This window comes from Streptomyces sp. NPDC037401 (genome assembly GCF_055602345.1).
Genome location: NZ_JBVJWO010000004.1, coordinates 37,406 through 50,744 on the forward strand (window position 1 = coordinate 37,406; position 13,339 = coordinate 50,744).

General features: G+C 74.6%; 12 protein-coding genes. 10 read left to right on the top strand and 2 right to left on the bottom strand.

What is annotated here, in order from left to right:
- Positions 1 to 180 precede the first annotated feature (180 nt).
- The 6 genes from ACZ7H1_RS04380 (at position 181) to ACZ7H1_RS04405 (ending at position 6,828) form a co-directional block, all read left to right on the top strand.
- Positions 181 to 1,872, top strand: a complete 1,692-nt coding sequence (locus ACZ7H1_RS04380; RefSeq protein ID WP_470783641.1) for a serine/threonine-protein kinase — start codon at positions 181 to 183, stop codon at positions 1,870 to 1,872.
- A gap of 62 nt (positions 1,873 to 1,934) precedes the next feature.
- Positions 1,935 to 3,020, top strand: coding sequence for an S-(hydroxymethyl)mycothiol dehydrogenase (locus ACZ7H1_RS04385; protein ID WP_470783643.1), 1,086 nt, complete (start codon positions 1,935 to 1,937; stop codon positions 3,018 to 3,020).
- Positions 3,021 to 3,106: 86 nt separating this feature from the next.
- The gene (locus ACZ7H1_RS04390; protein WP_470783645.1) at positions 3,107 to 3,691 is read left to right on the top strand and encodes a hypothetical protein; all 585 of its coding nucleotides are present in this window, start codon (positions 3,107 to 3,109) and stop codon (positions 3,689 to 3,691) included.
- A gap of 126 nt (positions 3,692 to 3,817) precedes the next feature.
- The gene (locus ACZ7H1_RS04395) at positions 3,818 to 5,122 is read left to right on the top strand and encodes an alpha/beta fold hydrolase (RefSeq protein ID WP_470783646.1); all 1,305 of its coding nucleotides are present in this window, start codon (positions 3,818 to 3,820) and stop codon (positions 5,120 to 5,122) included.
- 80 nt (positions 5,123 to 5,202) lie between these two features.
- A complete protein-coding gene (locus ACZ7H1_RS04400) occupies positions 5,203 to 5,943 on the top strand; it encodes a PIG-L deacetylase family protein (RefSeq protein ID WP_470783648.1) in 741 nt (246 codons plus the stop codon).
- Between the two features lie 48 nt (positions 5,944 to 5,991).
- Positions 5,992 to 6,828: an enoyl-CoA hydratase/isomerase family protein gene (locus tag ACZ7H1_RS04405; protein ID WP_470783650.1), complete on the top strand. Its 837-nt coding sequence runs from the start codon at positions 5,992 to 5,994 to the stop codon at positions 6,826 to 6,828.
- A gap of 13 nt (positions 6,829 to 6,841) precedes the next feature.
- Here ACZ7H1_RS04405 and ACZ7H1_RS04410 read toward each other — a convergent pair whose 3' ends face one another.
- A complete protein-coding gene (locus tag ACZ7H1_RS04410) occupies positions 6,842 to 7,810 on the bottom strand; it encodes an SDR family oxidoreductase (RefSeq protein ID WP_470783652.1) in 969 nt (322 codons plus the stop codon).
- A gap of 67 nt (positions 7,811 to 7,877) precedes the next feature.
- A complete protein-coding gene (locus tag ACZ7H1_RS04415; protein ID WP_470783654.1) occupies positions 7,878 to 8,996 on the bottom strand; it encodes a hypothetical protein in 1,119 nt (372 codons plus the stop codon).
- 182 nt (positions 8,997 to 9,178) lie between these two features.
- On the opposite strand from ACZ7H1_RS04415, the gene ACZ7H1_RS04420 reads away from it, so the two are divergent.
- From ACZ7H1_RS04420 to ACZ7H1_RS04435, 4 genes are all read left to right on the top strand, one after another.
- Positions 9,179 to 10,162: an NADPH:quinone oxidoreductase family protein gene (locus ACZ7H1_RS04420; RefSeq protein WP_470783656.1), complete on the top strand. Its 984-nt coding sequence runs from the start codon at positions 9,179 to 9,181 to the stop codon at positions 10,160 to 10,162.
- Entirely contained in the window at positions 10,159 to 11,340 is a 1,182-nt protein-coding gene (locus tag ACZ7H1_RS04425) for an acyl-CoA dehydrogenase family protein (protein ID WP_470783658.1), read from the top strand. Before ACZ7H1_RS04420 ends, ACZ7H1_RS04425 begins: the two co-directional genes overlap by 4 nt.
- Positions 11,337 to 12,539, top strand: coding sequence for an acyl-CoA dehydrogenase family protein (locus tag ACZ7H1_RS04430; protein WP_470783660.1), 1,203 nt, complete (start codon positions 11,337 to 11,339; stop codon positions 12,537 to 12,539). The genes ACZ7H1_RS04425 and ACZ7H1_RS04430 overlap by 4 nt, the downstream gene beginning before the upstream one ends.
- Positions 12,540 to 12,854: 315 nt before the next feature.
- Positions 12,855 to 13,301: a tyrosinase family oxidase copper chaperone gene (locus tag ACZ7H1_RS04435; protein ID WP_470783662.1), complete on the top strand. Its 447-nt coding sequence runs from the start codon at positions 12,855 to 12,857 to the stop codon at positions 13,299 to 13,301.
- The last annotated feature ends 38 nt before the right edge of the window (positions 13,302 to 13,339 follow it).

Here is a 13,339-nt window from a genome sequence, read left to right on the forward strand (position 1 = left end):
TCCGCTTGCCGTCCGCACGGCCGGTGGATGAAATCGTGAATTCCGATGACGACCCTGGCCGCTTGCCCTGCTGCTATACAAGGGCGCCCACCGGCCACATCACGGGTTCCGGCACGCTCGGCACCGGGTGTGGTCCACCCGCCTGGAGCAGCCGGTCGGCGCCTCGTACGATGGCGGGCCATGAACACCAGCGAGGCCGGCAGACAGCTGATCGACGGCCGATTCGAACTGATCTCCCCCCTGGGGAGCGGCGGCATGGGCACGGTGTGGCGCGCCCGCGACATCGCCCTGCACCGCGAAGTGGCCCTCAAGGAGGTCCGGCCGCCGGACCCGTCCCTCGAACAGTCCCGCCCCGGCCTCGGCGCCCAGCTCCGGGAGCGCGCGCTCCGCGAGGCGCGGGCACTGGCGCGGCTCGCCCACCCGCACGTCGTCACCATCCACCACGTCGTCGACCCCGCGGACGGCACGGCGCCGTGGATCGTCATGGAACTGGTCACGGGCGGTTCCCTGCACGACCGGCTCGCCCAGGGCCCGCTGCCGGTGGCCGAGGTACTGCGGCTCGGCCTGGACGTGCTCTCCGCCCTGCGCGCCGCCCACGCCGAAGGCGTGCAGCACCGCGACGTCAAGCCCGCCAACGTCCTGCTGCGGCCCGACGGCAGCGCCGTCCTGACCGACTTCGGCATCGCCGTCCTGCGCGAGTCGACCAGCCTGACCGCGACCGGCGACCTCATCGGATCGCCCGAGTACATCGCACCCGAACGCATCCGCGGCGTCGAGGGCGACCCGGCCTCCGACCTGTGGTCGCTCGGCATGATGCTGTACGTGGCCGCGGAGGGGCTGCACCCGCTGCGCCGCGCCACCGGCCTGGCCACCGTGGTCGCAATCCTCGACGAGCCGATCCCGCCGCCGGTCCGCTCCGGCCCGCTGGGCCCCGTACTGGCGCAGCTGCTCGTACGGGACCCCGCCGCACGCCCCGACGGCGAGCGGCTCGAACGGCTGCTGAAGGATGCGGCCGCGGCGGCCACGGCGGTCCCGTCCGCCCCGACCGCGTACGGCCCCGCCGCGTCCCTCCCGCCGGTCCCCGGCTACGCCCCGGCGCACCAGCCACCGCCCGCCGGGTCCGGCTTCTTCGGCCCGCCGACCACGGTCCCCGTGCCCTACCCGGCTCCGGCCCGCAGGAAGGGTGCGGCCGTCACCGCGGCCGTCCTCGTCGCCGCCCTGGCCGCCGGGGCCTACGGCCTCGTGGAATGGCTGCCCGACGGCTCCGGCGGCGGTACGGACAACCAGGCGAAGCAGGTGTCCTCCGGCGCGCCGGGCGCGCCCCGGACGCCCTCGTCCCCCGCTACCCGCGAGGCCACGGCAGACCCGGCCGGCGGCACCCGCGGCGCCACCCAGGCCGTCAGCGGGGGCACCGCGCAGCAGCCCGCCGGGGGCACGCTGCTGACGCCCGCCCGGATCCGGGCGGCCGTCGAGGCGCTCCGCAAGGAGACCGGCACCACGAAGTTCGTGGACATGAACATCTACGAGGAGTACATCCTCGCCTCGATCCCGACCCGGCCCGGGGCGAAGACGTACGACAAGTACCGCTACAGCGACGGCACGGCCCAGCACACCGGCCCCGGCGGGCGGATCGACGCCGACGAGCCGCTGATCGACATGACGGCGGTCAACTGGGACGCGCTCCCCGGGCTGCTCAGCCAGGCCGAACGCGACCTCGGCGTCGCCGACCCGACCATGCGCTACGTCCTCGTCGAGCCCTGGCTGTTCGACGGCACCGCCTCGATGCGGCCGTACCTCACCAACGCGTACGGGGAGGGCGGGTACGTGTACGCCGGGATCGACGGCAAGGTCAGGAAGGTGTACCGCAACTGACGGAGCGTCCGGGCTGCTACGTTCGAAGGCTCCTGACCGGAGCTGACGAAGGTGGTTTGACTGTGACGCATCACGTGCGCGGTGTCATCGCGCGGGCCAAGGGCGCGCCCGTGGAGACGGCGACGATCCTGGTGCCGGACCCGGGACCCGGCGAGGCGCTCGTCCGGGTGCAGGCCTGCGGCGTCTGCCACACCGACCTCCACTACCGCGAGGGCGGGATCAACGACGACTTCCCGTTCCTCCTCGGGCACGAGGCCGCGGGCGTGGTCGAGTCGGTGGGCCCGGACGTCACCTCGGTCGCGCCCGGCGACTTCGTCGTCCTGAACTGGCGTGCCGTGTGCGGCGACTGCCGGGCCTGCCGGCGGGGCCGTCCGTGGTACTGCTTCGCCACGCACAACGCCTCCCAGAAGATGACGCTGGAGGACGGCACCCCGCTCGCCCCGGCCCTCGGCATCGGCGCCTTCGCCGAGAAGACCCTGGTCGCGGCCGGGCAGTGCACGAAGGTGGACCCGGCGGCCTCCCCGGCCGCCGCGGGCCTGCTCGGCTGCGGGGTGATGGCCGGGCTCGGTGCGGCCCTGAACACCGGCAGCGTGGGCCGCGGCGACTCGGTCGCGGTCATCGGCTGCGGGGGAGTGGGCGGCGCGGCCGTGGCCGGCGCCCGGCTGGCCGGAGCCGGGAAGATCATCGCGGTGGACCTCGACGACCGCAAACTGGACCTCGCCCTCGGCCTCGGGGCCACCCACACCGTCAACGGGCGCCGCGAGGACGTCGTCAAGGCCGTCCAGGCGCTCACCGGCGGCCACGGCGCCGACGTCGTCATCGACGCCGTGGGCCGCCCCGAGACCTACCGGCAGGCCTTCTACGCCCGCGACCTGGCCGGCACGGTCGTCCTCGTCGGCGTGCCCACCCCCGAGATGACCCTGGAACTCCCGCTCCTCGACGTGTTCGGACGGGGCGGCTCCCTCAAGTCCTCCTGGTACGGCGACTGCCTGCCGGAGCGCGACTTCCCGGTGCTCATCGACCTGTACCTCCAGGGCCGGCTGGACCTGGACGCGTTCGTCTCCGAGACCATCCCGCTGGACGGGGTGGAGGAGGCCTTCGCCCGGATGGAACGCGGCGAGGTGCTCCGCTCGGTGGTCGAGCTCTGATCCGTCCGGGTTAGGATCAAAACAGACCATCTCGCCCGTGGACGGGGAATCCTCGGGCATTTCTTTCGCACGGGGGTTCCTTTTCCATGCAGTTGTTCCAGCGCGTCACGGCTGCCGTAGCGGCCGCCGTGGCCGTCCCGGCCGCGCTGATGGCCGCTCCGGCCGTCGCCCAGCAGGGCCCGCAGTACCTCCAGAACCAGCCGGGCGCGCATGCAGCCCCCAGCGCCCCGGACACGCAGCGCACGATCGCCCTGCGCATCAAGGGCCTGCCCGCCGAGATCGTCGCGGACGGCACCTGGAAGCGCTTCAAACTGACCCTCGACAACCGCACCGGGACCGCGGACATCGAGAAGGTCAAGCGCTCCGCCCTGATCACCTTCAGCGAGATGCGCACGGTGACCGGCGTCCGCATGGACTACCGCGAGGACGGCGTCTGGAAGCCGTGGGGCGCCCGGGCGCTGCGCGGCTGGGCCACCGGCCCCCTCGGCTACCAGAAGGCGGCCGCGGGCCGCGTCACCACCCTGGACATGCGCATCCGCTTCAAGCCGACCGCCCCCCTGGGCGATGCCTCGCTGATCGCCCACGCCGGCAGCGACACCCAGCAGAGCGCCTACTCCGTCGGCGTGCGGCACGCGTTCACCGTCGTCCGGGCGCCGGCCGCCGGGTCCTGACGGCCGCCTCGAGGGACGGACGCGGGCCGGTGCCCCCTGGGTCGACACTCCCTGGGGCGCCGGCCCGCCGCGCGCGTGCATAGACTTCGGGGCACCGCTGCACCACCACACCCTCAGGGAACCCCCGTGACCAGCAGTTACCGCCAGCCCGGCGTCGTCCTGACCGACCACCGGTTCACCGTCCCCCTGGACCACGGGAACCCGGCCGGGGAACAGATCGAGCTCTACGCCCGCGAGGCCGTGGCGAGCGGCAAGGACCCCGCCGGACTGCCCTGGCTGGTCTACCTCGAAGGCGGACCGGGCTGCGGCGCCCGCCGCTTCACCGGCCGCCAGGCCTGGCTCGGCCGGGCCGTGGAGGAGTACCGGGTCCTGCTCCTCGACCAGCGCGGCACCGGGCGCTCCACGCCCGCCGGCCGCCAGAGCCTGCCGCTGCGCGGCACCCCCGCCGAACAGGCCGCCTACCTGACGCACTTCCGCGCCGACTCCATCGTCCGCGACTGCGAGGCCGTCCGGCTCACGCTGACCGGCGGCGCCCCCTGGACCGTGCTCGGCCAGAGCTTCGGCGGATTCTGCACCACGCACTACCTCTCCACCGCGCCCGAGGGCCTGCAGGCCGCCCTGATCACCGGTGGTCTCCCTTCCCTCGACGCCACCGCCGATGACGTGTACCGCGCCGCGTACCCGCGCATCGAGCGCAAGAACCTCGCGCACTACGCCCGCTACCCGATGGACGCCGAGCGGGCCCGCCGCATCGCCGGCCACCTCGCCGAGCGTGCCGTCGTCCTGGCCAACGGCCACCGGCTCACCCCCGAGGCCTTCCAGTCCCTCGGCATCCTCCTCGGCGCCGGCGACGGCAGCCACCAGCTGCACTACCTGCTGGAGAACGCCTTCGTCCGCACCCCCGCCGGCCACGAACTCGCCGACGGCTTCCTGGAGGGCGTGCAGTCTGTCCTGTCGCACGCCGGGCACCCCCTGTACGCCGTCCTGCACGAGTCCATCTACGCCCAGGACCCGCAGCAGCCCACCGGCTGGGCCGCCGAGCGCGTCCGCGCGGAGTTCCCGCGCTTCGACGCCGCGAAGGCCCTGGCCGGGGACGAGCCGCTGCTGTTCACCGGCGAGACCGTGCACCCCTGGCACTTCGAGACGGACCCCGCGCTGATCCCGCTGCGCGAGACCGCCCACCTGCTCGCCGAACGCACCGGCTGGCAGCCCCTGTACGACCGCAGCCGCCTCGCCGCCAACGACGTGCCCGTCGCGGCCGCCGTCTACCACGACGACATGTACGTCGACACCGCACACTCCCTGGACACCGCCCGCGCCGTCCGCGGCCTGCGCACCTGGGTCACCGACGAGTTCGAGCACGACGGGGTCCGCGCGGGCGGCACCCGCGTCCTGGACCGGCTGCTGGCCCTCGTACGCGACGAGGTCTGAGGGCCCGGCCGCCGGGGCGCACGGGCACCGGTCCTCAGGCCGTCGGGGGCGTGCTGCACGGCATCGCTATTGTGCTGATCATGACCGAGCAGCTCGCACCCATGCCCACCGACTGGCAGCGCGCCCTGGCCGTCGTGGCCCACCCCGACGACCTCGAGTACGGATGCGCCGCAGCCATCGCCGACTGGACGGACGGCGGCCGGGAGGTCGTCTACCTCCTCGCCACCCGAGGCGAAGCCGGGATCGACGGCATCGACCCGGAGACCTGCGCCCCGCTGCGCGAAGCCGAACAGCGCGCGAGCGCCGCCGTGGTGGGCGTCGGCGCCGTGGAGTTCCTCGACCACCGCGACGGCGTCGTGGAGTACGGGCTCGGCCTGCGCCGGGACATCGCGGCAGCGATCCGGCGCCACCGGCCCGAGCTGGTGCTCACCCTCAACCACCGGGACACCTGGACCCCCGGCCCCGGCGGCTTCTGGAACACCCCCGACCACCGGGCCGTCGGCCTGGCCACCCTCGACGCGGCCGCCGACGCGGGCAACCGCTGGATTTTCCCCGAACTGCTGGAACAGGGCCTCGAACCGTGGAACGGCGTGCGCTGGGTCGCCGTCGCGAACTCCCCCTCGCCCACCCACGCCTCCGACGCCGGGCCGGGCATGGAGCGCGCGGTCGCCTCGCTGCTGGAACACCGCGCCTACATCGAGGCGCTCACCGACCAGGAGCCCGGCGAGTACTGCCGGACCTTCCTCACCGGGAACGCGCAGCGGACGGCGGAGCGCTTCGGGGGCAAGCCGGCCGTGCCGTTCGAACTCTTCCCCCGCTGATGCCCGACCCCTATTCTGACGATCCATCAGAATAGGGGGCTGCGCCAGGTGATTGACACGACCAGCACGGAGATCGCCGAGGGTGAGGAGCGCATCCGCCTCGACGCCGGAGACGACGGCATCGCGGTCCTCACCCTCTGCCGCCCGGACCGGCTCAACGGCTGGAGCTGGGAGTCCACCCGCCAGCTGGGCCTGCTGGCCGACCGGATCCGCTTCGACGCATCGGTACGGGCGGTCCTGCTGCGGGCCGAGGGCCGGGCCTTCTGCGCGGGCATCGACGTCACCGCCCCCGGCGGCGGCATCACCGGCGCCTCGCCCGCCGCCCGGACCCGCAACTACTACGAGGGCATCCGCTGGGTCCACGAACGCTTCGCGGTCCTCTCCCGGCTCCCGCAGCCCGTGATCGCCGCCGTCCAGGGCTACTGCCTCGGCTTCGGCTTCGAGCTCGCCCTCATGGCGGACATCCGGGTCGCCGCCGAGGACGCCGTCTTCGCCCTGCCCGAGGCGCAGTTGGGCGTGGCGGTGGACGCGGGCGGCGACCTGCGCATCGCCCGCGAGGCGGGAGCGGGCTGGGCGAAGTACCTGGCGCTGACCGGCCGGCGCATCGACGCGGGCACCGCGGAGCGCCTGGGCCTGGTCCAGCAGGTCGTCCCGGCCGGGGAGCTGGACGCGACGGGCCGCGCGCTGGCCGCGGAGATCGCGGCCAACGCCCCGCTCGCGGTGCAGGGCATCAAGAGGTCCGTGGACTCCTTCGCCGACGACCGGCTCCAGGCCGCGCTGGAGCGCACGGCGATGACCGCGGCCCTGACCCTGACCTCCGAGGACTGCCGCGAGGGCTACGCGGCCAAGGCGGCCCGGCGCACCCCGGGCTTCCAGGGGCGCTGAGCCGTCCGGAGCTTCACCCGGAGAACGGATCGCGCCCCAACTGCCGCCGCACCGGCACCACATCGGGGTTGACCAGGTCGCGCCGCTGCCAGTTCGCGCCGTCCACGACCAGGGTGTGGCCGGTGATGAAGCGGGCGTAGGGGGAGGCGAGGAAGGTGGCCGCCCAGCCCAGCTCGCGCGGCAGTCCGACGCGCAGGGCGGGCTGGCGGCCGTCCTTGTCGTCCCTTCCCGCCCGGTCCTCTCCCGCCCGGTCCTCTCCCGCCCGGTCCGGGCCCGCCCGGTCCAGGCCCTCGCGGATGTCCGCGGTCATGTCACCGTGCGGCATCAGCCCCGGCACCAGGCCGTTGACCTGGATGCCGTACGGGCCCCACTCGACGGCGAGGGTCTCGACGAGGCTCTTGACGCCGGCCTTCGCGGCCGCGCTGTGCACGAAGCCCGGACCGCCGGTCCAGGCGTACGACGCGCCGATGTTCACGATCGAGCCGGGGGTCCCGGCGGCCAGGTGGCGGCGCCCGAACTCCCGGGCCATGAACCAGGTCCCGGTCAGCGTGATGTCGACGACCGCGCGCCAGCCGTTGGGGGAGAGGTCCTCCGCGGGCACGGGGAAGTTGGCGGCGGCGTTGTTGACCAGCACGTCCGGCAGTCCGAAGGCCGCCTCCGCCGCGTCGAAGGCGGCGGAGACCAGCTCGGGGTCGCGGATGTCGCAGACGGCCGCCGCCACCCGGCCGCCCTCGCCCAGCTGCTCCAGCTCCCCGCGGGCGCGCTCCAGCTGTCCGGCCCGGCGCCCGGCCAGGACGAGATGGGCGCCGAGCCGGGCGAACTCGGCGGCGACCGCCTTGCCCAGCCCGGTGCCGCCCCCGGTGACCAGCACCACCGCCCCCTCGAACGTACGGGAAGGCAGGGCGCTGGCCCCGAGGGGCGGCGGCGCGGGGAGTCCGGGCAGCCCGTGTCCGCTGTGTCCGCTGTGTCCGGCAGGTTCCATGGGGCATCGATAGCGTGCCCGGCCCGAGATCACCAGACCCCGGGCGCTGCGGGCTGCCCGGCACCGGCTACTGCGGCAGGTAGGCCTGCTTGCCCGCACAGGTCCACACCACGGGCTTGCGCGTGCCGTTGGCGTTGACCGCCGAACCGCCCACGCGGTCGCGGTCGTCGACCGCCTCGGCCGCCGAGGCGCCGTTCGGGGACAGCCGCGGCAGCGCGCGCACCGGTCCGGAACCGGCCCAGTACTGCGCCTGGTCGGGCAGCACGGCCTCGTCCGGGTGGTACTTGGCCGTCCCGACGCTCACGCCGGTCGTCCGGCTGACGGCCTCGAAGGTGCCGGAGGGGAACGCGCCCAGCCGCCCCGGGTCCGTACCAGGCTGGTCGTACGGTGCGTTCATGACGGTCGGGTTGTACCCGTGCCACGGGCCCAGCCAGTCGTAGCCCACGATGCGGCCGTTGTCGTCGATGTCCTGGATCTCGATGGTCTGGAAGCCGCCGCCGCTGCTGGACGGCAGCTCGCGGGACGGCGAGCCGTCGGCGGGCCACAGCACCGGGTACGACCGCTGGACGTGCTGCCCGGTTTCCGGGACCTCGTAGTCCTGCTCGGCGGCGCCGACGATGTCACCGCGGTTGTTGATGCCGGCGACCGAGACGAGCCGGGTGCCGGGGCCGCTGCCCGCCGGCAGGTCCAGGACCCGCTCCTGTCCGTCGCGCAGGGCGACGGCCGTGCCGTCGCCCTTCCTCATGACGACGGTGCCGGAGTCGTTGACGTCCATCGTGGCGCGCTCCCAGTGTGCCTGCGGCAGGAGCGTCAGCGCCGCGTCCCCGGCCCGGTAGCTGAAGGCCTGGATCGTCCGGCCGCCGGCCGGGCGGTACTGGCCCACCATCAGGCCGGTCGCGTTCACGGCCAGGACCGAGCCGGTGTCGTCCTTGCCGGGCAGCGGCAGCTTGTGGAGCCTGGTGCCGGTCCAGTAGACGGGCTTGCCGGCCGAGCGGCCCACGGCCAGGTTGCCCCGGCCCAGGTCCGTGACCGTGTCGGTGTCGTGGGCGGACGGCTCCGCGGACGCGATCACGCCCAGTACCTTGATCTTCGGAGTGCAGGCCGCCGCCGCGGTGGCGGGCGTTGCCGCCGAGACCAGACCGGCCAGGACCGCCGCGGCCGCGCATGCGGCCGTGCTCTTCTTCACGTGTGGATCCCCCGTGACGTGTGAGACAGATGCATCGAACATGTTGCCTGCTGTTCGAGCGGGCCGGGGCGGAATATCGCCAACCGTTTTGCGCCGATCCGGACGACCCTGTTCCCTCCGCTCCAAGCGACCGCTTAGTATGCGCGCGAGCACGGTCCCTCGACGGCGGCTGGAGGCCCCGGATGCAGGCATGGCGAGTACACACCCACGGCGAGCCCCGCGAGGTGATGCGGCTCGAGGAGGCGGCGGAACCGGTACCCGGCGAAGGCCGGGTGCGCCTGAGGGTGCTCGCCGCGAACGTCAACTTCCCCGATGTGCTGCTGTGCCGCGGCCAGTACCAGATCCGGCCGCCGCTCCCCTTCACCCCCGGCGTCGAGATCTGCGGCGAGACCGAGGACGGCCGTCGCGTCATCGCCAACCCCCGCCTCCCGTACGGCGGTTTCGCCGAGCACACCCTCGCCGACGAGGCCGCGCTGCTGCCCGCCCCGGAATCCCTCGACGACGCCGAGGCCGCGGCCCTGCACATCGGCTACCAGACCGGCTGGTTCGGCCTGCACCGCCGGGCCCGCCTCCAGCCCGGCGAGACCCTCCTCGTGCACGCCGCCGCGGGCGGCGTCGGCAGCGCCGCCGTCCAGCTCGGCAAGGCCGCCGGCGCCACCGTCATCGGAGTCGTCGGCGGCAAGGACAAGGTGCGCGTCGCCGAGGAACTCGGCTGCGACCTGGTCATCGACCGCACCGGCACGGAACCCGCCGACCTCGCCGCCCGCGTCAAGGAGTTCACCGCCGGCCGGGGCGCCGACGTCGTCTACGACCCCGTCGGCGGCGCCGCCTACCAGGCGTCCGCGAAGTGCATCGCCTTCGAGGGCCGCATCCTCGTCGTCGGCTTCGCGAGCGGGACCGTACCGGCCCCGGCCCTCAACCACGCCCTCGTCAAGAACTACTCCGTCGTCGGCCTGCACTGGGGCCTGTACGCCACCCACGACCCGGCCGCGATCCGCGCCTGCCACGAAGAACTGACCCGCCTCTGCGCCGCGGGCACCATCCGCCCGCTCGTCAGCGAACGCGTCCCGCTCGGCGACGCCGCCGACGCCGTCCAGCGCCTCGCCGACGGAGCCACCACCGGCCGCCTGGCCGTCGTACCCGCCGCCGGAGGTGCCGGCCGATGACCACCGCCGCCGAACTGCTGCGCCGTACCGAAGAACTGCTGGCGGCCCACCCGCCCGCCGGCACGGACCGCGCCGGCTTCCTGCGCGCCCGCTTCGACGCGGGCCTCGCCTGGGTCCACTACCCCGAAGGCCTCGGCGGCCTCGGCGCCCCGCGCCGCCTCCAGGCCGTCGTCGACGCCGCACTGGAGGCCGCCGGGGCCCCCGACAACGACCCGCGCCGCATCGGGATCGGCCTCGGCATGGCCGCGCCGACCATCCTCGCCTACGGCACCGAGGAGCAGAAGCGCCGCTTCCTTCGCCCGCTGTGGATCGGCGAGGAGGTCTGGTGCCAGCTCTTCAGCGAGCCCGGCGCCGGCTCCGACCTCGCCGCGCTCGCCACCCGCGCCGTCCGCGAGGGCGACACCTGGGTGGTCGACGGCCAGAAGGTGTGGACCTCCAGCGCCCACGTGGCCCGCTGGGCCATCCTCGTAGCCCGCACCGACCCCGGCCTGCCCAAGCACCGGGGCATCACGTACTTCCTCTGCGATATGACCGACCCCGGCGTCGAAGTCCGGCCGCTGCGCCAGATCACCGGCGAAGCCGAGTTCAACGAGGTCTTCCTCACCGGTGTGCGCATCCCCGACGCACACCGGCTCGGCGCCGTCGGCCAGGGCTGGGAGGTCGCCCGCACCACCCTCATGAACGAGCGCGTGTCCATCGGCGGCATGCGCCTGCCCCGCGAGGGCGGCATGATCGGCCCGGTCGCCGCGGCCTGGCGGGAGCGCCCCGGCCTGCGCACCCACGACCTCCACCAGCGGCTGCTGGGACTGTGGGTCGAGGCCGAGGTGGCCAGGCTCACCGGAGAACGCCTGCGCCAGCAGCTGTCCGCCGGGCAGCCGGGCCCCGAGGGATCCGGCATGAAGCTCACCTTCGCCCGCCTCAACCAGGAGATCAGCGGCCTGGAGGTCGAACTCCTCGGCGAGGACGGGCTCCTGTACGACGACTGGACGATGCGCCGCCCCGAACTGGTCGACTTCACGGGACGCGACGCCGGACACCGCTACCTCCGCTCGAAGGGCAACTCCATCGAGGGCGGCACCAGCGAGATCCTCCTGAACATCGTCGCCGAGCGGGTGCTCGGGCTGCCGCCCGAGCCGCGCGACGACAAGGACCTGCCCTGGAAGGACCTCGCGCGATGACCCCGACGAACGACACGGCCTACGACACGGCCGACGGCACGGCGACCGCAACCGCGACCACGGCCGGCACCTCCGGGGAGCCCGCCGCACCGGACCTCCTCTACTCCGCCGCCGAGGACGAACTCCGCGCCGCCGTACGGTCCCTGCTCGACGACCGGGCCGCCGCCCACACGGCCACCCTCGCCCGCGCCGAGTCCGGACGCCCGCACGACCCGGCGACCTGGCGCACCCTCGCCCAGGGCATCGGCGCCGCCGGGCTGCTCGTCCCGGAGAAGGCCGGCGGCCAGGGCGCCGGCCACCGCGAGGCCGCCGTCGTCCTGGAGGAGCTCGGCCGCTCCGCCGCCCACCTGCCGTACCTCACCAGCTCCGTGATCGCCACCGAGGCCCTGCTCGCCTGCGACACCGAACACCCCGCCGCGGCCGCCCTGCTCGGCTCCCTCGCCGCCGGCACCTCCGTCTGCGTGCTCGCGCTGCCCCTCGCCCTCGGCCCGTGGGCGCCGCTGCCCGAAACCGTCCACGACACCGGCGGCGGCGTGCTGTCGGGAACCGTCCGGGGCGTCGCCGACGCCGCCGGCGCCGACGTGCTGCTCGTCCTCGCCGACACCGGCCTCCACGCCGTACGCACCGACGAGGCCGAGACCACCCCGCTGGTGCCGCTCGACCTGACCCGCCCGCTCGCCCGGATCACCCTCGACGGGGCGTACGGCGAACGGCTCGCGGGGCCCGAAGACGCCCGCGCGGCCGTCCGCACCGCGCTGCGCACCGGAGCCGGGCTGCTCGCCTCCGAGCAGCTCGGGATCGCCGAGTGGTGCCTGACCGAGACCGTCCGCCACGTCCGCGGCCGCAACCAGTTCAACCGTCCCGTGGGATCGTTCCAGGCACTCAAACACCGGCTCGCCCAGCTGTGGCTGGAGACCGCCTCGGCCCGCGCCGCCGCCCGCAACGCCGCCGACGCCCTGGCCGCGGGCAGTCCCGAAGCGGACCTCGCCGTCGCCGTGGCCCAGGCGTACTGCTCGCGCACGGCGGTGCACGCCGCGGAGGAGTGCGTACAGCTGCACGGTGGCATCGGCATGACCTGGGAGCACCCCGCGCACCGCTACCTGAAGCGGGCCAAGGCCGACTCGCTCGCCCTCGGCACGGCGGGCCACCACCGGGACCGCATCGCGGCACTCGCGGACCTGCCGGCGCCGCCGGGCTGACCGGCCTGCCGGACCCGCCCGGCCCGCCTCACCGGCCTCACCGGCCGGAAGGAGGAGGCGGGCCGGGACGGACGGCCGATGCGCGGGGCGGGGCCCTCGCCGGCGCCGCCTGCCACCTCCTGCTGCACGGCGCCGGGGTCGGCGGCACCCCGGCCACCGCGGTCTCCGCCGCGCCCGCCTTCGCCCTGCGGATGGCCGCCGTCTTCGGCTACCTGCACCTGCCCCGCTGCGCAGCTCCGCGGCCCGGTGACTTCGGCTCCACCGCAGCGTTAGACCGCCTGAAGCGGTTGACGGACGCGGACCGAAGGAGAGCAGATGATCCCGCAGAGCATCCGGAGGGGCGCCCGGGGCGCCGGGGACGTGATCTCCCGGCGCGCCGCCCTGCGGACGGCGTTCACGGTGGCCGTCGTCTCCGTCACCGCGGCCGCCCTCGCGCCGGTGGTCCGGTCCCGCCGGGCCCCCGAGCCCGCCGTCGCCCCCGGACCCACACCGGGCGGCGCCCCGGTGCCGCTGTTCGAGGAGACGTACCGGGGCCGCCACATCGCCGCCTTCCGCTCCGCGCGCGGTACGGGCCGCGCCCGGCTCGACGTACGGATCGACGGCCGCCCGCTGCACGTGATGCGCCGCGCCGACGGCAGCTACCTGAGCGGGGTCAACCACTTCGAGTCCTTCGACACCCCGCTGGCCCTCGCCCGCGCCGCGGTCGACGAGATCGGCACCGCGCAGCTGGCCGCGGCACCCGTGCACCACGGCCGACCGTAACCAGAACCAGAACCAGAACCAGAACCAGAACCAGAGCC